Annotated in this window: 24 protein-coding genes and 1 other annotated feature; all 24 genes read right to left on the minus strand. The window is 43.3% G+C overall.

Annotation, left to right across the window (positions count from 1 at the left end; all coding sequences use genetic code 11):
* Window positions 1–5 precede the first annotated feature (5 nt).
* The 24 genes from pyrF to srlA all read right to left on the minus strand — a co-directional run bounded on the left by pyrF (window position 6) and on the right by srlA (window position 23,354).
* Window positions 6–710, minus strand: coding sequence for an orotidine-5'-phosphate decarboxylase (pyrF, locus tag ACLGGR_RS01810; RefSeq protein WP_410972393.1), 705 nt, complete (start codon window positions 708–710; stop codon window positions 6–8).
* Entirely contained in the window at window positions 682–1,614 is a 933-nt protein-coding gene (locus tag ACLGGR_RS01815) for a dihydroorotate dehydrogenase (protein WP_047202127.1), read from the minus strand. Before ACLGGR_RS01815 ends, pyrF begins: the two co-directional genes overlap by 29 nt.
* A complete protein-coding gene (locus ACLGGR_RS01820; RefSeq protein WP_251215487.1) occupies window positions 1,608–2,384 on the minus strand; it encodes a dihydroorotate dehydrogenase electron transfer subunit in 777 nt (258 codons plus the stop codon). The genes ACLGGR_RS01815 and ACLGGR_RS01820 overlap by 7 nt, the downstream gene beginning before the upstream one ends.
* Window positions 2,381–5,596 carry a carbamoyl-phosphate synthase (glutamine-hydrolyzing) large subunit gene (carB, locus tag ACLGGR_RS01825; RefSeq protein ID WP_410972394.1) on the minus strand — a complete coding sequence of 1,072 codons (3,216 nt, stop codon included), beginning with the start codon at window positions 5,594–5,596 and terminating at the stop codon, window positions 2,381–2,383. The genes ACLGGR_RS01820 and carB overlap by 4 nt, the downstream gene beginning before the upstream one ends.
* Entirely contained in the window at window positions 5,581–6,675 is a 1,095-nt protein-coding gene (locus ACLGGR_RS01830) for a carbamoyl phosphate synthase small subunit (protein WP_251215489.1), read from the minus strand. Before ACLGGR_RS01830 ends, carB begins: the two co-directional genes overlap by 16 nt.
* Window positions 6,672–7,958 (minus strand): dihydroorotase, encoded by a 1,287-nt coding sequence (locus ACLGGR_RS01835; RefSeq protein WP_410972395.1) that lies wholly within the window; start codon window positions 7,956–7,958, stop codon window positions 6,672–6,674. Before ACLGGR_RS01835 ends, ACLGGR_RS01830 begins: the two co-directional genes overlap by 4 nt.
* Entirely contained in the window at window positions 7,942–8,865 is a 924-nt protein-coding gene (locus tag ACLGGR_RS01840; protein WP_410972396.1) for an aspartate carbamoyltransferase catalytic subunit, read from the minus strand. Before ACLGGR_RS01840 ends, ACLGGR_RS01835 begins: the two co-directional genes overlap by 17 nt.
* Before the next feature lie 131 nt (window positions 8,866–8,996).
* Window positions 8,997–10,325, minus strand: coding sequence for a solute carrier family 23 protein (locus tag ACLGGR_RS01845; protein WP_039178389.1), 1,329 nt, complete (start codon window positions 10,323–10,325; stop codon window positions 8,997–8,999).
* Window positions 10,326–10,480: 155 nt separating this feature from the next.
* A complete protein-coding gene (gene pyrR / locus ACLGGR_RS01850) occupies window positions 10,481–11,023 on the minus strand; it encodes a bifunctional pyr operon transcriptional regulator/uracil phosphoribosyltransferase PyrR (RefSeq protein ID WP_024424234.1) in 543 nt (180 codons plus the stop codon).
* A gap of 170 nt (window positions 11,024–11,193) precedes the next feature.
* Entirely contained in the window at window positions 11,194–12,108 is a 915-nt protein-coding gene (locus ACLGGR_RS01855; protein ID WP_410972397.1) for an RluA family pseudouridine synthase, read from the minus strand.
* Complete coding sequence (lspA, locus tag ACLGGR_RS01860; protein ID WP_410972398.1) at window positions 12,105–12,572, minus strand: signal peptidase II; 468 nt, start codon at window positions 12,570–12,572, stop codon at window positions 12,105–12,107. Before lspA ends, ACLGGR_RS01855 begins: the two co-directional genes overlap by 4 nt.
* 94 nt (window positions 12,573–12,666) lie before the next feature.
* A complete protein-coding gene (locus tag ACLGGR_RS01865; RefSeq protein WP_024424237.1) occupies window positions 12,667–13,041 on the minus strand; it encodes a TraR/DksA family transcriptional regulator in 375 nt (124 codons plus the stop codon).
* A gap of 160 nt (window positions 13,042–13,201) precedes the next feature.
* Entirely contained in the window at window positions 13,202–15,967 is a 2,766-nt protein-coding gene (ileS, locus tag ACLGGR_RS01870) for an isoleucine--tRNA ligase (protein WP_410972399.1), read from the minus strand.
* A 59-nt stretch (window positions 15,968–16,026) separates the two neighbouring features.
* Window positions 16,027–16,264, minus strand: a binding site (T-box leader).
* A gap of 59 nt (window positions 16,265–16,323) precedes the next feature.
* Entirely contained in the window at window positions 16,324–16,818 is a 495-nt protein-coding gene (locus ACLGGR_RS01875; RefSeq protein WP_008344947.1) for a DivIVA domain-containing protein, read from the minus strand.
* Between the two features lie 26 nt (window positions 16,819–16,844).
* Window positions 16,845–17,621 carry a YlmH family RNA-binding protein gene (locus tag ACLGGR_RS01880; protein ID WP_142944740.1) on the minus strand — a complete coding sequence of 259 codons (777 nt, stop codon included), beginning with the start codon at window positions 17,619–17,621 and terminating at the stop codon, window positions 16,845–16,847.
* 53 nt (window positions 17,622–17,674) lie between these two features.
* Window positions 17,675–17,956 (minus strand): YggT family protein, encoded by a 282-nt coding sequence (locus ACLGGR_RS01885; RefSeq protein ID WP_024424240.1) that lies wholly within the window; start codon window positions 17,954–17,956, stop codon window positions 17,675–17,677.
* A gap of 6 nt (window positions 17,957–17,962) precedes the next feature.
* Window positions 17,963–18,421 (minus strand): cell division protein SepF, encoded by a 459-nt coding sequence (gene sepF / locus ACLGGR_RS01890; protein WP_024424241.1) that lies wholly within the window; start codon window positions 18,419–18,421, stop codon window positions 17,963–17,965.
* Between the two features lies 1 nt (window position 18,422).
* A complete protein-coding gene (locus ACLGGR_RS01895) occupies window positions 18,423–19,112 on the minus strand; it encodes a YggS family pyridoxal phosphate-dependent enzyme (protein ID WP_251215495.1) in 690 nt (229 codons plus the stop codon).
* A 6-nt stretch (window positions 19,113–19,118) separates the two neighbouring features.
* Entirely contained in the window at window positions 19,119–19,982 is an 864-nt protein-coding gene (gene pgeF / locus ACLGGR_RS01900) for a peptidoglycan editing factor PgeF (protein WP_410972400.1), read from the minus strand.
* Between the two features lie 211 nt (window positions 19,983–20,193).
* The gene (locus tag ACLGGR_RS01905) at window positions 20,194–20,430 is read right to left on the minus strand and encodes a YlmC/YmxH family sporulation protein (protein WP_008344958.1); all 237 of its coding nucleotides are present in this window, start codon (window positions 20,428–20,430) and stop codon (window positions 20,194–20,196) included.
* A 79-nt stretch (window positions 20,431–20,509) separates the two neighbouring features.
* Entirely contained in the window at window positions 20,510–21,286 is a 777-nt protein-coding gene (locus ACLGGR_RS01910; protein ID WP_185907589.1) for an ABC transporter ATP-binding protein, read from the minus strand.
* Window positions 21,287–21,416: 130 nt separating this feature from the next.
* On the minus strand, window positions 21,417–21,773 hold the full coding sequence (locus ACLGGR_RS01915) for a PTS glucitol/sorbitol transporter subunit IIA (RefSeq protein ID WP_007499733.1): 357 nt from the start codon (window positions 21,771–21,773) through the stop codon (window positions 21,417–21,419).
* 26 nt (window positions 21,774–21,799) lie between these two features.
* A complete protein-coding gene (srlE, locus tag ACLGGR_RS01920; protein WP_048239606.1) occupies window positions 21,800–22,810 on the minus strand; it encodes a PTS glucitol/sorbitol transporter subunit IIB in 1,011 nt (336 codons plus the stop codon).
* A 13-nt stretch (window positions 22,811–22,823) separates the two neighbouring features.
* Window positions 22,824–23,354, minus strand: a complete 531-nt coding sequence (srlA, locus tag ACLGGR_RS01925) for a PTS glucitol/sorbitol transporter subunit IIC (RefSeq protein WP_003210918.1) — start codon at window positions 23,352–23,354, stop codon at window positions 22,824–22,826.
* Window positions 23,355–23,369 lie beyond the last annotated feature (15 nt).

Raw genomic sequence — 23,369 nt, forward strand, 5'->3', positions numbered from 1 at the left:
GGCAGTCACTCCCACTCTTTCAAAATTTGATGATAGGCTTCTATTGGTTTTTCAGCTTTTGTGATCGATCTTCCGACAACAATTTGTGAAACACCTTGCTCTTTTGCATAGGCAGGTGTCGCCACACGCTGCTGGTCATCGGTTCGATCATTCGGTAAGCGAATTCCTGGCGTTACAGTGAGAAAAGATGGTGAGATATGTTCATGAAGTGCTTTTGATTCATGGACAGAGCAAACAACACCGTCTAGTCCACTTTCATATGCTAATTGTCCGTACCGGATAACAGTCTCTTGCAGCGGACGGTCAATGAGTAACTCGCTTCTCATCATGTCTTCTGACGTACTAGTCAGCTGGGTCACTGCAATAATGCCTGGGCGGCTTTGTCCAGCAGGAGTCCCGCTTTCAAGTCCCTCTAACGCAGCCTGCATCATTCGTTTCCCGCCAGCAGCATGCACATTGACCAAATCAACGCCAAGTGCGGCAAGCCGGTTCATCGCTTTTTGCACCGTTGTTGGAATGTCATGTAATTTTAGATCAAGAAAAATGCGGCAATTTTTTTCTTTCAGCGCATCAAGGATGGCAGGTCCTTCTTGGTAAAACAGCTCCATGCCGACCTTCACAAATAATGGTTTCCCCTCAAAGGGGTCTAAAAAGGCAAGCGCCTCCTTCCCTGATGGGAAATCAAGCGCGATGATGGGCAAGTGCTTCATGTTTCCAGCTCCTTCCGATGCATTCCTCTACAGATGAATAACCATATGCTGCTAACACATTTGGCAGCTCTTCAATGATTTCCGGGCAAATAAATGGATTCACAAAATTGGCTGTACCGACAGCTACTGCACTTGCACCTGCTAGTAAAAATTCAAGTACATCTTCAGCACTTTGCACTCCGCCCATCCCGATAATCGGAATAGAAACCGCTTGACTCACCTCATGCACCATTCGCACAGCGACCGGTTTGACAGCTGGTCCTGATAATCCGCCTGTTTTATTGGCAAGGATGGGTTTCCCCGTTTTTAAATCTAAACGCATCCCGATTAATGTGTTAATCATGGTGAGTCCATCCGCGCCAGCAGCTTCAATCGCTTGAGCAATTTCCACAATATTGGCTACATTAGGTGACAGCTTGACATAGACAGGTACGGAAGAAACTTCCTTGACTGCTTTTGTCAATGACGCCGCCATATTTGGATCTGTACCAAAGGCGATTCCGCCTGTTTTAACATTTGGGCAAGAAATATTCAGTTCAAGGGCATGAACATTTTTGGCTTGGCTGATTTGCTTGGCTACTTCAACATAATCATCAACCTGTGAGCCAGCAACGTTTGCGATAATTGGTGTATCAAACTGCTCGAGCCAAGGCAATTCATTTTCAAGCACGCCTTTTAGACCTGGGTTTTGAAGGCCGATTGCATTGAGCATACCTGCTCCTGTCTCAGCTACCCTTGGCGTGGGATTGCCAAATCTCGGTTCAAGGGTTGTGGCTTTAATCATGATACCGCCCAGCAATGATAGGTCATATAAGGATGCAAATTCTCTCCCGAATCCAAAGCAGCCTGATGCAGGGATAATTGGATTCTTTAAAGATAATCCAGGTAACTCAACGTTTAGCATGACAATGCCACCTCCTCTGCTTTAAAAACAGGTCCATCAAGACAGACTTTGACGTAAGGTTTATCGAGCTGATCGGTATGACAGACACATGCAAAGCAGGCACCAATCCCGCAGCCCATTCGTTCTTCCATTGAAATGTAGACTGGCTTATCAGGATACGTGTCTTTCAGCGCTTTTAGCATAGGTGTCGGACCGCAGGAAAGCAGCACATCAAAGCTCAAGTTTTGCTCTCTTATCACATCTGTTACAAATCCTTTAGCACCATATGTGCCATCAACAGTTGCAATAAACGTATCGCCGAGTGCTTGAAATTTCTCTTCGTAAAATACATCCTTTTTCGATTGAAAGCCGAGGACATGCTTCACGATGACGCCTTTTTTCGTTAAACGCTTGGACAGCTCATATAGAGGCGGTACGCCAATCCCGCCGCCGACTAGCAATGCCGTCTCTCCGGGCTTGACGACTGAAGGATCATAACCGTTTCCAAGCGGCCCTAATACATCGACTGATTCTCCCATCCGCTTTTGGGAGAGGAGCTTTGTGCCCTCTCCTTCTGCGCGGTAAATGATGGTTGCTTCTTTTTGTTCGGCATGAATGTTGGCAATACTGATCGGTCTTCTCAGCAGCGGTGTCATGGATTCACTGACCTTTAGATGAAGAAATTGTCCAGCCGTTTGAAAGGAGTCCACAAGGTCACCTTTTAATGTCATTTCGTAAATATGATCAGCGATCTCTCGGTTCGAGACGACCGTCAAGTATGCTTTTTTCATATCGTTACTGTCACCTCAGCATTCGTTTTCACTTCTGGCATTTCATCCGCTCTAAATGTCATACTCTCAAGCACTCTTAAAATGGCTTCTGCTGTATCTAGTGACGTTAAGCAAGCCACTCCGTTTTCAACAGATTCACGTCTAATTCTAAAGCCGTCTCTTGCCGGCTGTTTTCCTTTTGTTAATGTGTTGATCACAAATTGGGCTTCCCCGTTGCGAATGACATCGAGAAGATTTTTGCCTTCTTCTCCGATTTTGCCGACCACACTTGATGGAATGGAGGCTTGTTTTAAGTAATTCGCCGTTCCTTCTGTCGCTAAAATATGATAGCCGATCGAATGGAATCTTCTTGCGATCTCAAGTCCTTCTTCTTTATCCTTATCAGCCACTGTCAGAAGAACTGTTCCGTCTTTAGGAATTTGAATGCCTGATGCAATCAATCCTTTATATAGGGCTTTTTCAATCGTGACATCTTTCCCCATGACTTCACCTGTTGATTTCATTTCAGGCCCGAGTGTAATATCCACTCTTCTTAATTTTGCAAAAGAGAAGACCGGAACTTTGACGTACACTCCTTCTTGCTCTGTGTGAAGCCCTTCTTCGTAGCCATAATTTTTGAGCTTGTCTCCTAAGATGACTTTTGTCGCAAGGTTGGCCATCGGGATGCCTGTAATTTTACTTAAGAAAGGAACCGTCCGGCTTGATCTCGGATTCACTTCAAGTACATACACTTCACCTTTTGATAGGACAAATTGTATGTTCAAAAGCCCAATGATGTTGAGTCCTTTTGCAAGCTTGATCGTGTATTCTGCGATCTTCGCTTTGATGTCCTCAGACAATGTTTGCGGCGGGTAGACCGCAATTGAGTCACCAGAGTGAACTCCAGCTCTTTCAATGTGTTCCATAATGCCTGGGATCACGACAGTTTCTCCATCAGACACGGCATCTACTTCAATTTCTTTTCCTGTCAAATACTTGTCAATTAACACCGGATGCTGCGGATTGACTTTCACCGCATTCTCCATGTAGTGAAGAAGCTCTGTTTCTTGATACACAATTTCCATCGCGCGGCCGCCTAATACATAGGAAGGACGGACAAGGACTGGGTAGCCGATTTGATTTGCAATCGCTACAGCTTCAGGCACAGACGTTGCTGTTTTCCCTTTAGGCTGCGGCACGCCGAGTGTTTCTAACGTTTGTTCAAACTTGTCCCGGTTTTCTGCGCGGTCTAGGTCTTCTAGAGAAGTACCAAGAATTTTAACCCCTCTATTTGATAATTCATCTGCTAAGTTGATCGCTGTTTGCCCGCCGAACTGAACAACGACTCCTTCAGGCTGTTCAAGGTCGATAATGTGCATCACATCTTCTACAGTGAGTGGTTCAAAGTAAAGCTTATCTGAAATACTAAAGTCTGTTGAGACCGTTTCAGGGTTGTTGTTTATAATGATCGCTTCATAGCCTGCTTGTTTAATAGCCCACACAGAGTGAACGGTCGCATAATCAAATTCAACTCCTTGTCCAATTCGGATAGGACCTGAACCTAATACGATGACGCTTTTCTTGTCAGTCCGTTCTGATTCATTTTCATCTTCATACGTGCTGTAGAAATATGGTGTCTCTGATTCAAATTCTGCCGCACATGTATCCACCATTTTGTATACAGGTACAATGCCTGCTTCTTGTCTTAGCTTGTAGACATCCGCTTCGTTCATATTCCACTCGCGGCTAATGTAGATATCTGAGAAGCCTTTTTCTTTTGCTTCTTTTAATACGTCTGTATTGCCTTTGTTTTCTTTTAATGTCTTCTCAAAGGCGATGATGCCTTCCAGCTTATGAAGGAAGAAGTAATCAATTTTTGAGAATTCATGTATTTGTTCGACTGTATAGCCTCTTCTAAGCGCCTCAGCGATATAAAATAATCGTTCGTCTCCCGCTTTGATAATCCGCTTTTCAAGCACTTCATTTGTGATGTCTGCTTCATCTTTTAATTCAATGTGATGCACATCGGCTTCAAGTGAACGTACAGCCTTTAGAAGTGACTCTTCTAATGTGCGGCCGATCGCCATGACTTCACCAGTTGCCTTCATTTGCGTACCAAGACGTCTGTTGGCAGATTCAAATTTATCGAACGGCCAGCGCGGTATTTTAGAAACGATGTAGTCAAGTGCCGGCTCGAAGGCTGCATAGGTTTTACCTGTGACTGGGTTCATCATTTCATCAAGCGTTAAGCCGACAGCAATTTTCGCTGCCAATTTGGCAATTGGATAGCCTGTCGCTTTCGATGCAAGCGCTGAAGAACGGCTCACACGCGGGTTTACTTCGATGATATAGTATTGAAAGCTGTTGGGATCAAGTGCCAGCTGTACGTTACAGCCGCCTTCAATGCCAAGTGCACGGATCAGCTTAAGCGACACATTGCGAAGCAGCTGATATTCACGGTCACTTAACGTTTGGCTTGGTGCTACAACAATACTGTCACCTGTATGAATGCCGACAGGGTCAAAGTTTTCCATGTTACAAACAACGATTGCATGGTCACCGCTGTCTCGCATGACTTCATATTCAATTTCTTTAAAGCCGGCAATGCTTTTTTCAAGTAAGCATTGTGTAACTGGGCTTAGCTTCAGACCGTTTTCAACGATTTCCTTCAGTTCTTGCTCGTTTGTACAAATTCCGCCGCCCGTTCCGCCTAATGTATAGGCAGGTCTAACGATGACAGGGAAACCGATCTGATCTGTGAACGCCATCGCTTCTTCCAGGTTATGAATGATTTCACTTTCTGGTACAGGCTCATTTAGTTCATTCATCAAATTACGGAATAAATCTCTATCTTCTGCTTTTTGGATTGCTGACAGCTTTGTACCGAGCACTTCAACGCCGCATTCAGCTAATACACCAAGGTCTGATAATTCAACTGCAAGGTTTAATCCAGTTTGCCCGCCAAGCGTTGGTAAGATCGCATCGGGGCGTTCTTTTCGAATGATTCGTGTTAAAAATTCTGGTGTCAGTGGTTCGATGTATACCTTGTCGGCCATTTCTGTATCTGTCATGATGGTCGCAGGGTTAGAGTTCACAAGAACGACTTCATAGCCCTCTTCTTTTAGCGCTAAGCAAGCCTGTGTGCCTGCATAGTCAAACTCCGCTGCCTGACCGATGATGATAGGACCTGATCCGATTACTAAAATCTTTTTGATATCTACGCGTTTTGGCATACTTCTTCCCCTTCTTTCTCAGTCGTATGAATCATTTCCATGAACTGGTCAAATAAGTAGTTTGCATCTTCTGGACCCGGTGATGCTTCTGGGTGGTACTGAACAGTGAATGCTGGTGCTTCTTTATGTTTTAATCCTTCAATCGTATTGTCGTTTAGGGCAATATGTGTGACTTCGAGCACGTCTTCGTTAATCCTGCTAACCGTGTAGCCATGGTTTTGAGACGTTAGTGTCACCTTGCCAGTTGCTAGTTCTTTCACCGGATGGTTAGACCCTCTGTGACCAAATTTCATTTTTTCTGTGCTTGCACCGCACGCTAGAGCAAATAACTGATGTCCGAGGCAAATACCAAAGAGTGGTACCTTTCCAATCAATTGCTGAATCATCTCAACGGCTTCTGGTACATCCACGGGATCTCCAGGTCCGTTTGAAAGCATGATGCCATCAGGCTTTAGCTGCAGCACTTCATCTGCAGTGATGTTGTATGGCACCACAATGACGTCGCAGTCACGTTTATTGAGCTCGCGCAAAATGCCGTGCTTCATGCCGAAATCGACAAGGACAATTCTTTTTCCTCTTCCTGGGCTTGGGTACGCATTTTTCACAGATACTTGACTCACTTGATCAGTTGGCAGCTGCATTGTTTGAAGGCGGCGGACAACGTCACCCACTTGTTCATCAGGTCCTGCAAACGCCCCTCTTAAAGTGCCTGCACTTCGAATCATTCTAGTCAGTTTCCGTGTATCGATTCCGCTCAGCCCTGGAATGTTTTTTATTTTTAAATATTCATCGAGTGAGTATGAAGAGCGCCAGTTTGAGGGCTTTTCACAAAGCTCTTTCACAATCAGCCCTTTTACAAACGGTGTGATCGATTCAAAATCATCACGGTTAATGCCATAGTTGCCGATAAGCGGGTAAGTCAGTGTGACAATTTGTCCGCAGTATGATGGATCAGATAAAATTTCTTGATAGCCCGTCATCCCTGTATTAAAGACGACTTCTCCGACTGATGGTTCTAAGCTGCCAAAGCCTGTTCCTTCGAATACTGTTCCGTTTTCTAGCACTAAGCGTCTCTTCATTTTACTAGTCTCCCCTCTTCATAAACGACTTTCCCAGATGCAAGTGTCATGACCGGCCATCCTGATACAGTCAATTTGTCAAACGGTGTATTTTGCCCTTTAGATAAGAAGCTTTTTTTATCGATTGCCATTTCTTTGTTTAAATCAATGAGTGTGATATCAGCTATGTGTCCTTCTTCAAGCTTTCCGTATGGAAGAGAAAATGCTTCTGCTGGTTTGATTGTCATATAATCAACAAGTTCTTTTAATGTCCATTCGCCTGTTTTGACAAATCGTGTATACAAAAGCGGGAACGCTGTTTCAAGTCCCACAATTCCAAACGGAGCACGCTGCATCGTTTCGTTCTTTTCTTCTTCTGTATGCGGCGCATGGTCTGTTGCGATGAAATCAATCGTTCCATCTAAAAGTCCCTCGATCAATGCCTCCCGGTCCTCTTTTCCTCTGAGCGGCGGGTTCATTTTATAGTTTGTATCAAGACCCGGGATGTCTGAGTCACATAATAGAAGGTGATGCGGTGACACCTCAGCCGTTACACGGATGCCTGCTTTTTTTGCATCGCGGACGACCCGGACAGATTCTTTCGTACTGATATGACATACATGATAATGACAGTTCGCTGCTTCTGCTAAAAGAACATCTCTTGCAATATGCACCGATTCACAAATGGACGGTATTCCGTTTAACCCATTTGCTTTTGAAAATTCTCCTTCATGAACGCACCCGCCGTAAATGAGCGAATTATCTTCACAGTGTGCCACAATCGCTTGATCAAGACTTGCTGCCTGTTTCATCGCTTCGTACATCATGCCTGCTGTTTGGATGCCGACACCGTCATCTGTAAAGGCAAAGGCGCCTGATTCTTTTAGTGCTGCAAAATCCGTCATTTCTTCACCAATTTGTCTCGTTGTGATGGAGGCGTATGGCAGCACTCTCACAGATGAGGTCTCTTCGATTCGATTCATAAGCCATTCCATTTGCTCTTTTGTATCTGGAACCGGCCTTGTATTCGGCATCGCTGCAATCGTCGTATATCCGCCTCTTGCGGCTGCTTTAGAGCCTGTTTCAATCGTTTCCTTTTTCTCTCCGCCTGGCTCTCTTAAATGCACATGCAGATCGATCAAACCTGGCGATACAAATAGCCCTGCTGCATCAATAACCTCTTCTCCGTCTTCTCTTTCTATGTGACCAATCGCTTGAATCACTTCTCCTTTTACCCTAATATCCTGCTGCACTCTTTCGCCTGTGCTTGTTAAGATAAAACCGTTTTTAATGAGATATGACATAGACAGAATCTCTCCCTTTTTGATGTAGTCTGCTATTTTGAAAAGCTCTTTTTAATACTGCCATTCGGATATAAACACCATTTTCCATTTGCTTAAAAATCCTTGACTGCTTGGACTCTACTAATGAATCATCTATTTCAACACCTCTGTTTACTGGTGCTGGATGCATAATAATCGCGCGTTCTTTCATTTTGTTTGCTCTATCTACTGTTAATCCATAAGTTGATAAGTAATCTTCACTGCCCATTTTTTCAGCGTGCCGTTCATGCTGGATTCTGAGCAGCATCACCACATCAGATTGTGCGATGGCTTCATCTACTTGAACATACGTTCCATGAGGGTTTTGATCATCCTGAAAGGAAGCAGGTCCTGAAAAGAGCACTGTCGCTCCCAGCCTTGAGAGAACCTCGGCATTTGACCTTGCCACCCTGCTGTGTTTGATGTCTCCATGAATCGAAATCGTTAAGCCTTCAAAGCCGCCAAACTCTTCAAAGATGGTCATGAGGTCAAGCAGTGATTGGGTTGGATGCTGCCCGCAGCCATCCCCTGCATTGATGATAGGAATTCCAACCTTCCCGATGAGCTCGTTGTAATATTCATCGGCGCTGTCCCTTATCACACATGCCTTTACTCCGATCGATTCGAGTGTTTTTACCGTATCGTAAAGTGTTTCACCCTTTTGAACGGAGGTGCTTGACGCATCTAAGTTCAGGACATTCATCCCTAGTTTTTTCTCGGCTACTTCGAAGCTAAAACGTGTTCTTGTGCTTGGTTCAAAGAAGAGGTTTGCCACAAATTCTCCGGCTAATCCATGTTCTTGTTTCCCCTTTTTGAGTGCAGCTGCTTCTTCAATCAGCTGTAAAATCTCTTCTTTTGATAAGCTGCTCATTGTCGATAGATCATTCATTTTTTCTTCCCCCTCTAGTTTTTCATCACTTTCAGGTTCAAAAAAACCCTAAGCCTTGGCAGCTTAGGGTTCTCCAAAAGAAGCAGTGGCACTTTCGGTGCATTCTGCTCATTTTAGAACCCTTGTCAGCCTCACTGGACTTCTTTTAAAAGGTTTTCTGTATTTGATTCATTTGACTCGTCATCTTCTGCTTTTTGATGCGGCAGGATCAGGTTTAACAGGACACCTGTAATCGCAGCAAGCGCCATTCCAGATAGAGTGAGATTGATTTGTTTCACCTCAATGAATGCCCCGCCAATTCCGATGACTAGGATGACTGATGCGATAATGAGATTACGCTTTTCTTCAAAATTCACTTTATGATCAATCAGGATTCTCAGGCCGCTTGAGGCAATGATTCCAAATAGCAGGAACGAAACGCCTCCCATCACCGCGGACGGCACTGTACTGATTAATGCTGATATTTTCCCTACAAAACCGAAGCAGATCGCAAACACCGCTGCTCCGCCGATGACGAAGATACTGAACACTCTTGTGATGGCAAGTACGCCAATGTTCTCTCCATAAGTTGTTGTTGGCGGTCCGCCAATAAGTGAAGCGAAGATCGTCGCCGCACTGTCTCCTAAAATGGAGCGGTGAAGACCTGGTTTTTTAATAAAATCTTGTCCTACGACCTTACTTAACACCACTTGGTGGCCGATATGCTCAGACATTGTGACAAAGGCAACCGGCACCATCACTGTAAGAATGCTTAAGGTCACAGCAGGTGTATAGTCGACAAATGGCACGACGAAGTCTGGTACAGCAAACCATTTTGCGTCAATGACCGGCTGGAAGTTCACGATGCCTTGAGTTAAGGCAAAGAGATAGCCGCTGATTATGCCGATTAATACTGGGATTAAGCTAAGGAATCCTCTTAGGAAAATCATACTGATAATCGTGACAGCCAGTGTGAAGCCAGCAACCATTAAGTGCTTGAGGCTGTAAACAAGCTCGGTGGCATTCGGATCAACATACATCGCCATGTTGACTGCTGTTCCAGCGAGTCCAAGTCCGATGACCATAATGACTGGTCCAACGACAACCGGCGGCAGAAGCTTCATCAGCCAGCCTGTGCCGAGCCATTTAATGAACAGGGCGATGAGCGCATACGCAACACCCGCCATGAAGGCGCCAACCATTGCGGCTCCAGGGCCGCCCGTTGCTTTAACATTCAGTATGGGGGCGATAAAGGCAAAGGACGATCCAAGATACGCCGGAATTTGTCCTCTTGTGATAATTAAGTAAACAATCGTTCCTACACCGCTCGAGATGAGTGCGACGGCTGGACTCATATCAATGATTTTTGGTACAAGAATGGTCGCACCAAACATCGCAAACAAATGCTGAAGGCTAAGTGACAGCCATGTGAATGGTTTTGGGATATCTCGAATGCCTAAATTGGCTTTTTGCTGACTCATGATTTTCCTCCTAGATGTGTCCTTTTTCATTAAAAAAGCCTCTTTGCGAGTAAGCGCAAAGAGGCCTAGAAAAACCAGACACGTCATATTAGCCGTGTGCTCGGTGTCTCTGTTATTGCCCTCTTTGCAAACTCTCTGGAATGCATTTAAAAAGGTTATTTTTCATATATAGCGACAAGGTCGTTTTGATCTACTTCATTGAGCTGAACCATGACTGTCTCTGCTTTTGAAGTCGGAATGTTTTTTCCGATATAATCCGCTCGAATCGGCAGCTCCCGGTGTCCCCGGTCGACGAGCACAGCCAGCTGAATGGAAGATGGTCTTCCTACATCCACAAGGGCATCCATAGCTGCTCTGACGGTTCTGCCTGTAAACAGGACATCGTCAACGACAATGAGTGTTTTGTCATTAATATCAGCTGGTATGTCTGCACCCTTTACAAGCGGGTCTTGGTTGTCTGTCTTTTTTGTCAGGTCATCACGGTATAGCGTAATATCAAGTTCACCCACAGTGACTGGATTTCCTTCAATTTGCTCGATGCGCTCTGCAAGGCGCTTTGCAAGATGTATGCCTCTTGTCTTGATCCCGGCAAGGATGACATCCTTCATCCCTTTGTTGCGCTCAATCATTTCATGTGCAATTCGGGTAAGCGCTCGTCTGATCGCTTGTTCATCAAGAATGACTGCTTTTTGTTCCATCTTTTACACCTCTTTTTGACAAATAAAAAGCCCCTTCTGCAAAGGGCAGAGAGGGGCGTTCATTTGTGCACACTCGTGCACAAATTGATCCGTTATCCTTCTCAGCCTCTCTGGACTGTTTTAAAGAATCTCAATTTCTTCGTTTATTATTTCAGAAAAAGAACGGCCTGTCAATCGTTATTTCTTAATGAATCGATAAAATCCTGCATATCAGCTGGAATTGGTGCTGTGAACTCAATATATTCTCCTGTTCTAGGATGATCAAATCCTAAAACACCTGCATGCAGAAGCTGTCCATTAAAATCGACCGTTTTTCTTGGTCCATATTTCGGATCTCCTGCAAGAGGGTAGCCGATATATTTCATATGAACACGAATTTGGTGTGTTCTTCCTGTTTCAAGACGGCACTCGACAACTGTAAAATCTTTAAAGCGTTCAATCACATCAAAGTGAGTGACAGCCTGTTTTGCATTTTCTTTTGTAACCGTCATGCTTTGGCGGTCTTTTTTGTCTCTGCCAATTGGCGCATCGATTGTACCTGTATCATGCTGGATAATGCCGTGGACAACGGCCGTATACTTTCTTGTGACGGTCTTAGCCACCAGCTGATTGACGAGTGACTCATGTGCCATATCGTTTTTCGCGACCATTAACAGTCCAGACGTATCTTTATCAATTCGGTGGACAATTCCAGGACGCATCACACCGTTAATCCCTGATAAGTCCTTGCAATGTGCCATCAGACCATTTACAAGCGTTCCGGACACATGACCCGGCGCTGGATGAACGACCATTCCTCGTGGTTTATTGACGACTAACACATCTGCATCCTCATAATAAATATCAAGATCCATTGGTTCTGCTTCTACATCTAGCTCTTCTGGGTCTGGAATGTCCACTTTGATTTGATCTCCAGCTTGTACTTTGTAATTGGCCTTTACTTGTTTCCCGTTTACTTCGATCAGCCCATCTTTTACCCATTGCTGGACTTGGGTTCTTGACCATTCTGGTTCTGTCGTGCTTAGAAATTTATCAAGCCGTTCACTCGTTTGTTCTTCTGAAACGGCAATATTTACTTGATTCATGTAGTTGACTCCTTATTTTTCTTTCCATCTAACAGCATTTGAATGAAGAGCAGAATAACCCCTATACAGAGAGAAGAATCTGCAATATTAAAGATTGGGTAGTGATAATTCCCAAATACGAAATGAGCAAAATCTACCACTTCCTGACGGAAAATACGGTCGATAAAGTTGCCGATCGCTCCGCCAAGCATTAAGGCCAGTGCTACTCCAAGCAGCTTGTCCTTTTGTCCATGTTTTTGCAAGTAATAAACAATTCCCGCAATGACAACGAGTGTGATCACATAGAAAAACCACATTTGCCCTTGGAGAATTCCCCATGCGGCTCCTGAATTTCGGTGAGACGTGATATAAAAGAATCCATCAATTACTGGAACAGAATCTCCGAGCATCATATTTTTGACAATGAGCCATTTTGTTAATTGATCTAAACAAATGATAACGAATGCGATTATGTAATAGAACACACACGTTCCTCCAACTTCATACTTTGATCTTTAAGCATTTTATCAAGAAAACAGGTAGGAGTAAAGAAACTTTAGTTGACAGACAAAAACCTCCCTACATGTGGAAGGCTTCAAAATGAGAATCATTTGATTCGTAAGGATAAGGAGTGAATGCTTTTTTCTCGTATTGCTTATGATATAAAAAGTCGTCAGCTGTGCGGGCGGTAGGAAGAATACTCATTTGTTCAAGCGGAATCACATCTCCTGTCGCCTCACATATGCCATAGGTTCCTTGTTCGATTTTTGCAATAGCGAGAGACACATCTTGCAGCTCTTCTTTGATGTGATAAAGAAGTGTGGTCGTTTTGACCTCATTCAATGTGACATGCTCAGCGGGTGAACGAAATGATGCGTATTCAAACAGTTTGGATTGCAGCTCTTCTTTCATTTGAAGGAGTTCCGTGTAAATCGTCTCTAGATCGCCATTCATGTCGCTATTTCAACTCCTGCCCTGTCGTGATAATCATATTGTTACCCCGCCTGCTCACTTTAAAGCCATAAGATTTTTCCTTTCGTTCTAAACGCTGTCATTTTCTCATAAAAGAAAACGCCCCGCATATGACGGGGCGCCAGCTTGTGATATCGCGCTGTTAATTCTGGTAATATTTCTCCACGATTTCAGCATTTTTAAGTGACAATGTTGGGTATTTCGGATTTGCACCAACGTCTTTTGAAATAATGCGGGAACGCTCGCACAGTTCTCCTTCTGCTTTTTGAACCACAATTCGTCCTGACGTATATTCAGGCGCTGATGTATCTGCATGCTGCTCATCTTCTACCGTTAATTCAGAGATGATAAAGAGCTGCTTCACATCTTCTTTAATGGATGCAAGAAGGTTTTTCACTTCATCTGTCGCATAAAGCGTCACACTTGCTTCAAGTGAACGTCCGATGACTTTCTCGTTACGCGCAATCTCCAGCGCTTTTAGCACATCGTCACGTACCTCCATAAAGCGGTCAAACTTCGCTTCTGTCGCTTCAGCCTGAGGAACTACCGCACCTTCTGGCATATCTGTTAACTGAACACTTGGCTCTTCAACAAAGCTTAAGTGGCTCCATAATTCATCTGCTGTATGCGGAAGAATTGGTGCAGTCAGCTTCACTAATGCCATTAACGTTTCGTAGAAGACAGTCTGCATGCTGCGGCGGTCTGGATGATCGGCATGCTCAATGTAGACGACATCCTTTGCAAAATCGAGATAGAAAGAGCTGAGCTCAATCGTACAGAAATTGTGAATCGCATGATAGACGACCGCAAATTCGTAATCATCATAAGCTTTTTTCACTTTATCAATCAATTTGTTTAATTTGATCAAGATGTATTGATCCACTTCGCGAAGCTCTTCTACTGGCACGGCATTAACTGCTGGGTCAAAGTCAAATAGGTTTCCATGCAGGAAGCGGAAGGTATTACGGATCTTACGATAGACTTCTGCAACTTGTTTCAAAATATCATCAGACACTGGATGATCGGCTTGATAGTTGACAGAAGATACCCAAAGTCTAAGAATTTCAGCACCAAGCTGCTTCGCGACCTTCGTTGGGTCAATCGTATTGCCTAATGATTTACTCATCTTACGTCCTTCTTTATCAAGCGTAAAGCCGTGACTTAGGACACCTTTATATGGTGCTTTACCAGTGACAGCAACTGCTGTTGATAAGGAGGAGTTAAACCAGCCGCGATATTGGTCAGAGCCTTCAAGGTAAAGATCTGCCGGACGGACTAGGTCATCTCTTTCTTCTAAAACAGCTTGGTGAGAAGAACCGGAATCAAACCATACATCCATGATGTCCTGCTCTTTAGTGAATTCACCATTCGGGCTGCCTGGATGTGTAAAGCCTTCTGGCAATAGCTCTTTCGCTTCTTTTTCAAACCAAATATTTGAGCCATGCTCTCTAAATAATTGAGATACATGCTGAATGGTTTCGTCCGTGATGATCGGCTCACCATTTTCCGCATAAAAGACCGGAATTGGAACGCCCCATACACGCTGTCTTGAAATGCACCAGTCACCTCTGTCACGCACCATATTGAACAGGCGTGTTTCGCCCCATGCTGGAACCCAATTCGTTTCTTTAATATTATCTAATAACGCTTCTCTAAAGTCTTTAATCGATGCAAACCACTGATCTGTTGCACGATAAATCGTTGGCTTTTTCGTTCTCCAGTCATGCGGGTAGGAGTGCGTGATAAAGTCGAGCTTTTTCAGCGCGCCTTTTGCTTCAAGCTTTTCTGTGATGGCTTTATTGGCATCCTCGTAGAATAGTCCTTCAAAACCAGGTGCTTCTTCTGTCATCACACCTTTTTCATCTACTGGACATAGCACATCAAGACCGTATTTCATACTCACATTAAAGTCATCTTCCCCGTGACCTGGTGCTGTGTGAACACAGCCTGTTCCTGCATCCGTTGTCACGTGATCGCCAAGCATCACAAGAGAATCTCTACCATAGATCGGATGCTCTGCAACGATGTTATCTAATTCTTTTCCTTTTAGCGTTTTCACGACTTCATACTCTTCAAAGCCGAGTGTTTTTGCCACTTGTTCAACCAGTTCAGATGCAACGACATATCGCTCAGCACCCACTTGAATAACGCTGTACTCTAAGTTTGGATGAACACAAATGCCAAGGTTTGCAGGAATCGTCCAAGGTGTTGTTGTCCAGATAATGAATTGTTCGCCGTTTTCAAGAACGCCTTTGCCATCTTTTACTTTAAACGAAACGTAAATTGATGGTGAACGTTTGTCTTTATATTCAATTTCCGCTTCAGCGAGGGCTGATTCACTTGAAGGAGACCAGTTAACAGGCTTTAGTCCTTTATAGATATAGCCTCTCTTCGCCATTTCACCAAAGACAAGAATTTGCTGCGCCTCGTATTCAGGCTTTAATGTGACATATGGATTGTCCCAGTCTGCTCTGACGCCTAATCGCTTAAACTGGCTGCGCTGACCTTCAATTTGCTTCCAAGCATACTCCTCGCATAGTTTGCGGAATTCTGCTGTAGACATTTCTTTGCGTTTGACTTTTTTATTTTTAGTGAGAGCTGTTTCAATTGGTAAGCCGTGTGTATCCCAGCCCGGTACGTACGGCGCGTGATACCCGTTCATTGATTTAAAACGGACGATAAAATCTTTTAAGATTTTATTGAGTGCATGCCCCATATGAATGTCACCATTCGCATATGGAGGTCCATCATGCAAAATAAACGTCGGGCGTCCTTTTGTCCGCTCTAAAACCATTTGATAGATGTCTTTCTCTGCCCACTCCTCTTGGATTTCAGGCTCTTTGTTCGGCAAGTTCCCTCTCATCGGGAATTCTGTTTTCGGCATTAATAAGGTGTCTTTGTAGTTCATACCCATTCCTCCACATGCAAATTCTGATTAAAAAACAATAAAAAAAGCCCTCTCATCCCATAAGGGACGAGAAGGCTTGTCTCGCGGTACCACCCTTTTAGACAAGCGATATGAAAAAGCCGCTTATCCACTCTAAAATCGTAACGTGATCAGACGCCTTTTCTTACTCATTCATTTCAGAAAAGGAACTAAAGGGGTGATCTCATTGCAGCGTCTCGTAATGTCAGGCTTCCACCATCCCTGATTCGCTTTATTACGCATGTGACAACTGCGAGTGTCCCTTTCAAACGTTTATCTCTTGTTAATTTATGATGGTATTATATGCAACATGAGCACGTCATGTCAAGATGATGCGCTTATTCTTTTTCGTCAAAGACAGCGTCCACTTCATATTCCAATAAATGATCCCAATCGTCATTTTTCAGAAGATCAAGCTGCGCTTCGATGAGCATTTGGAAGCGAGTTCTAAAGACCTTCGACTGCTTCTTCAGCTCTTCGATTTCCATTGCAATCTTTCTTGATTTTGACAGCGCTTCGTTGATAATACGGTCTGCATTTTTCTCTGCTTCACGAATAATCAATTTTGCTTCCTTATCAGAATGACGTTTTACGTCTTCTGCTGCTTCCTGCGCTACAAGAATCGATTTGTTTAATGTCTCTTCAATTGTTGCAAAATGACCTAGTCTTTCGTCAAGCTCGTTTACTTTGTCTTCAAGCTCGTTCTTTTTACGGAGTACGATCTCGTAGTCTTTACGTACCTGGCTTAAAAACTCGTTTACTTCATCTTCATCATAGCCGCGAAAGCTTTTTGTGAACGTTTTATTATGAATATCATTAGGTGTTAATGGCAACCTCGCCACCTCCAGATTCAAGTTCGTTATGTCAGAAGCTCAAATGTTACTTTGAATTTATCTTTTTTGGTCTTCCCATCAATCGTTTTGAGGCTAAAGCGGCCAAATCCCCGTACAGAGAGCTGATCGCCTTCACCGATTGTAAAGGAAGGGTCCTCAGTGACTTTCCAATTGACTTTAACAAGCCCATTTTTGACTAAAAGCTGTGCTTTTTGCCGAGACTGACGGCTGACAGCAGCACATACAGCATCAAGCCGAAGTGAAGAAATGGTATCTTCTTTGATATCAGTCTTATTGATCACTGGCTTTATATCTGCCTGCGTGATTTCCTCTAATGAAACGGATGCTCTGCCGACATGTGTCAGCTGCGCCCGCACAAAATCGGCGACATCACTTGTGCAAATAAACTGCACATCTTCCTCTGAAAATAATAGATCTCCGAATTTTTGACGCTTCAAGCCTGTCCCAATCAATGAGCCGAGAAGCTTCGGGTGTTCGATGGAAATAAATTTTTTCGCATAGTTCACCTGAAAATAAGACAGCTCAACATCTTGAATAGACGGTTCTAAATAATCAGGATAAATGAGGGCTCTTTTGCGCTCCGCACCTTCATATCCGCCAAAAAACATGATCCCAAGTTCTTCAGCATGCTGAATGACGGACTCAGTAATAAATTGCTCACGCGGATCAAGGAAGTCTGTTAATTTCATTCGATATTGGTCGAGTGCGATTTTTTTCCAGCCTAGCACTTGGTCGACAAATGGCTGTTCGTCTTTTCTAAAATGCTGATAGATATCGCTCATTTTGTTCCCCTCTTATGTAAAAGAGCCTGGCTGTGCCAAGCCCGGCAGCCTGTTTACATGAAGCGCACAATCATATTGTAAAGACCAGTTAGTCCATATGATGATGCAAAACGAATCACAAGCAATGCCACAATCGGCGAGATGTCAATCATGCCGATTGGCGGAATAATTTTACGAAATGGTTCTAAATACGGTTCGCAAATATTTGTCAGAAAACGGCCAAACACAGTTTCTCTTGCAGATGGCACCCATGACATAAAGATGTAAATAATAATCGCGAATGAGTAAATCGTTAATACCGTTCCTAAAATATTAAAAATGAAATTTAGAATCACTATGATTTACCACCTCTGAGGTTCTTCCTCTGTCAAAAGTTCTGATATTGTACCAGATACATCTACATTATCAGGTGTGCAGAGGAATATATTCGAGCCAATACGCTGGATGTCTCCACCGATTGCATAAACGGTTCCGCTTAAGAAGTCAATGATTCGCTTTGCTTGATCATGCTGAATGCGCTGCAAATTCACGACGACTGCACGTCTGTTTTTAATATGGTCTGCAATCTCCTGCGCTTCTGCATAAACACGCGGCTCGCTTAACACCACTTTAGAGGATTTCTGCACGCTTTGCAAGCTGACGACATTTTGTTTTCCTGTCTGTGGACGATCTTGAAATGCTGCTTTATCTTTCGTTCCTTTTTCTTCTTGAACGGGTTCTCTTTCTTCATCAATATATTCGTACTCATACTCTTCATCGTCGAGAGTGAAAAAGCTTTTAAACTTATTTTTTATGCTCATGTCACGCACCTCCTGTTTCATTTCCAACAAGTGAAGAGCCAATCCGAACGAATGTCGCACCTTCTTCAATTGCGATTTCAAAATCATTTGACATGCCCATCGATAAATGCTGACAAGGTGCATTTACTTGGTTAAGATGTTTTACTTCTTCTTGAAGGTTTTTTAATGTTTTAAAACAGTTTCGAATCACAGTGTGATCATCTGTAAATGGAGCCATCGTCATCAGTCCAGCAATTTCAATCTGTTTGAAATCAGCGAGCTGCTTCACAAATGGAATGACGTCTTCACTTTGCAGGCCGCGCTTTGACTCCTCAAGTGATGTGTTCACTTGTACAAAACAGCGAACTGTGTGATCCGCTCTTTTTTCAATTTCATTCGCAAGAGACATCCTGTCGAGCGAATGTAAGTAGTCAATTGTCTGAATGACAGATTTGACTTTTCGTGTTTGTAAGCTGCCGATGAAGTGCCAGCTAATGTTTTCATCGGTTATGGCCGCCTGCTTTTCAAGTAACCCTTGGTCACGATTTTCACCAAAGTGCATAATTCCTGCTTCTTTGGCTTCTTGTGCTCGTTCAATTGAGACATACTTTGTCACAGCGACGACCGATACATCTGCTGGTTGTCTACCGGCTCTTTTACATGCTTCGTTTATTTGTTCATTTATTTGTCTGAGATTCTCTCGTACATTCAATTGCACTTATGCCTCCTTAAACCCGACAAAAGACATCATACGTCCTGTTTTCCCTTGATCACGCCGGTGTGAGAAGAAAAGCTGATCATTGCAGCTTGTGCACATCGAACTAACATGTATGTTTTCTTCTTTTATTCCTGCATGAAGCAATACGTTTTTGTTTAATGTTTTCAGATCAATTTTATATTGTCCTTGTGAAATCTCGGAATATACATCCTCTGTTGAAAAAGGAAGCTGTTTCACTTGATCCATGACTGCGTCATCGACTATGTAGCAGCAGCTGCCAATGGATGGTCCAATGACGACTTGAATATGATCGGCCTTGGCACCTTCTTGGCTGACCCATTCATCAACCATCTTTGCACCAATTTGCTTGACGGTTCCTTTCCAGCCGGCATGAGCCGTTCCAATTAATCCGTTTTGCGGAGCTAGAAAATAAAGCGGAACACAATCAGCGAAACAAAGAGCGAGCATCATGTTCGTCTCAGACGTATATAAACCGTCTGTACCAGGCAGTGCCTCATGATAATGAAGACTTCCTCTTCCTCTTTGCTCCTTGGTGACTTTCAGGATGCGATCCTCGTGTGTTTGGTCTGCAAACACCCAATCAGAGAGCGGCACAGCAGCAGCATCTGCTATGACTTGACGATTCATTTGAACACTAGAAGCATCATCTCCTACATGGAGTCCAGTATTCAATGATTGATATGGAGGTAGGCTGAAGCCGCCATTTTTTGTCGTAAATCCGGCCAATACCTCTTTTCCAGAACATGTCATGTTCGTCCAATCATGAATGGTCATTGCATATAGTGATTTCTGCTGAAAGGGGTCATATTTGTGTGTCAAAGCTGCCTCCCACCTTTCATTCATCTCTCTTTATATCGCTCCTATTTTACCACAAGACATGCATAGACAGTTAGTGGGATTCATTAAATATTACACTCAAATGTGCCCTTTCTGCAGGTTTTTTTTCAAATTGATATGAAAACGTAATCTTTTTACCCGAAAAAGACATTGTTTGCTGAGAATGGAGAGCTTGTTTTAAGGAAAAATTGAATGATTCATTGAGGAGTTATATGAATTAAGAAGACAATCGGACAAGTATCACATCTTCGCCAATTTTTACTATATTTCGCCAAGGGACGATCATTTCCTCTTCTTTTCCGAAAAATCCCATCATTTTACCTGTGCCGCCAATAATAATCGCTTGTATTTTGCCGCTTGTCACATTAATATCAATGTCCCCAATGGTGCCTAGTTTTTTTCCGCTGGATACATCGACGACATCCTTGATTTGGAATTCAGAAATACTGATCATCTGTCCTTCCCCGCCTTTCGTTTTCTACTATAATATGTATGATGGAAAAGCAGGGACGCAGACCAATAGTTTCTTTTGTCTACAATTTGCTTAAATGCGGACGGCCATTTCTCCACATGACATCTACTGGACATTCAAAAAAAGAAGAAAGCAAGCCGCTTGTCATCATTTCTTTCGTTTCTCCTTGATCAAAAACAGATCCATCTTTTAATAATAAGGTGTGCTGAAAAACAGGCAGAATCTCCTCTGCATGATGGGTCGTATAGAGCAAAGTAGGCGCATCAGGCTTTGCTGCAATAAATGAGATGGTCTCAAGCACTTGCTCTCTTGCTAAAAAATCCAGCCCCGTCACAGGTTCATCTAAAATCAAGAGCTTGGGATCATTCATTAAAGCCCTCGCAATCAAGACTTTTTGCTTCTCCCCCTGTGAGAGTGTTTCATATGTTCTGTTGGCATATTTGAATGAACCAAATGCTTTTAATAGATCAATGGCTTTCTCTCTCATTTCATCTGTCGGGGTTTCATAAAGCCCGATAGAAGCAAATGCGCCGCTAAGTACAATTTCAAATGCATTGTCGTCTCTGTGCAATTTCTTTTCAAGTCCCGCTGAGATGAGACCGATTTTCTTCCTTAGTTTTTCACCTAGCGCTTCCTTGCCAAAGACATGTCCCAGCACTGTCATCTCGCCTGACGTGGGGAAATAATAGGAGCAGAGCATATTTAATAAAGCGGTTTTTCCCGCACCATTTAAACCGTAAAGCACCCAGTGTTCCTGTTTGTTCACCTGCCAGTCAATAGACTGCAGCAGCCATTTCCCATTTCGTTTTAATGAAACATTCTTCAATTCAAGTGACACCATAACTTCCCCCTGAGTAAAAATTCTGAATATACAAATAATGAATGTTTACAGCATATCGTAAATGCTCTTTCTGGTAAACCTCACATAAAAAAGCTGCTCCTTTTTAGGAACAGCTTTTTTTACATCGTTACGAAATTTCAATTCGTACGCCTTCTTTTATATCAGGAAACGTGTGCGGGGATGCAAAAACAGCTCCTGGTAATACATCATCAAACGGCTCTTGGAAGTAGATCGAAATATGGCCGAGCTCTTTAAAGTTGTCATTCGCTTTATTGCCGAGGGCTGTGATCGTGTACGTTTGATCGCCCACTTGAATGGTTCCGCCTAGCTTCAGCGGCTCTTCTTCTAGATGTTCGAACTCATGAATGACAGACATATCTCTTAATTCCTGCGGCGCTGCGGGTCCAAATAAAACAATCAGCTTATCTTCTTTAAATTGCGGGACTAAGATCCCAATTTCTTTTACGACAGATTGTGTTACCATGTATCTCGATTCCTCCTTTAATACGTTTAATACATACCGAAGCTGGCAACGTATGCGATCACAACAGATAGAACCCCTGTAATGAGACGGCTATACAAAACAGCTGGTACCCCATATTGTACCGTTTCCGGCTTCGCTTCACCAAGTGACAGCCCCACTGGAATAAAATCACACCCTACTTGACCGTTGATGGCAAATAGTGCAGGAAGTGCAAATTGAGGCGGAATGTTACCTAGTGCAATTTGACTACCAATCAGAACACCGATGACTTGGGCAATGACTGCTCCAGGTCCTAAGACAGGTGATAGGAACGGCAATGTACAGACCACAACGAGCAGTAAGAGCCCCCAAAGAGATCCTGCCAAAGGTGATAGAAAATGGGCAATCAGGTCACCGATTTTTGTATAATTGATAATTCCAATTAACATACTGACAAATGCCATGAATGGAATAATGTTTTTCAAAAGCATATCAACAGAATCACGGCCGGCCTGATAGAACGTACCGGTGACTTTCCCGATTCCGCGTGAGAATCTCATAAGGAAATTGCCTTTTTCCTGCCGCTCGATATTTTCCTCTTTCAGCTTTGCATACGTCTCTTTGAAATTCTCTTTGTCAATCGACTCACTGTTTTCCTCGCCTTCTGCTTTCGCCTCACCATCAGATGCTTCTGCAAAGGAAATATCTTTTTCTGTTACGCCTGATACGAAGATATCTTCTGTAATATGTTTTGCAAGCGGTCCAGAAGGAGAGGATGCCAAAACGTCTACAGTTGGAATGCGTTTCATTGGATAAAGTCCGATACGCGCTGTCCCACCACAGTCAATGACAACACACATCATTTCATCTTCTGGTATAGAGTTTTTAAAGCCATCACATGCTTCTGTCCCTGTCATTTCTGCAATTTTACGTGCAACCGGGTGAATGCCTCCCCCTGTAATCGAAACAACCTTTCTTCTTTTACCAGTTGGTTCAAGTTCTAAGCCTTCTCCCCATCCGCCAGCACCTTTTGCAACAAATACTTTGTGGTTTGTCATGTCTAACCCTCCCCTATTGTGAATTCGCTTTCATTTTTCCTGCTAAATATTTTGTAATCCATTCAGTAATGATTCCGCGTAGTAAAATAACGACGATCCCGACTAAAAAGTAACGAACAGCAAGCTCTGACATTGAATATCCAGCTTCTTTAATCCCGTTCGCAATTCCTAAGTAGACAAATAGTTCTCCTGCGTTGGCATACGGGAACAGTGATGTCACCGGATGAACAAATGAAACAGCTGAATCATAGAATGCTGGTTTTTGTTTTTCAGGTAAGAAGCGGCCAAACGTATAAGCCATTGGGTTTGTCAAAATAAGAACAGATAAGATCGGCATTAACGTGTAGCGCAAAATGGTATATTTCGCTGCAAACTGAATGGCTCTATTCACTCGCTCTTCTCCAATAAATTTCATGACAGCATAAGTGAAAGTAAGTAACACAACAAGCGTTGGAACGATACCTGTAACAAGACCCATGAATTGCTTTCCGCCGGCTTCAAACATTCCGATAAAGTGCTCTCCAAACCATTGAATCCATTCCATGTTTCATCTCCCCTT

It is taken from the genome of Bacillus sp. BD48 (assembly GCF_046566805.1).
Lineage (GTDB): Bacteria > Bacillota > Bacilli > Bacillales > Bacillaceae > Bacillus > Bacillus safensis.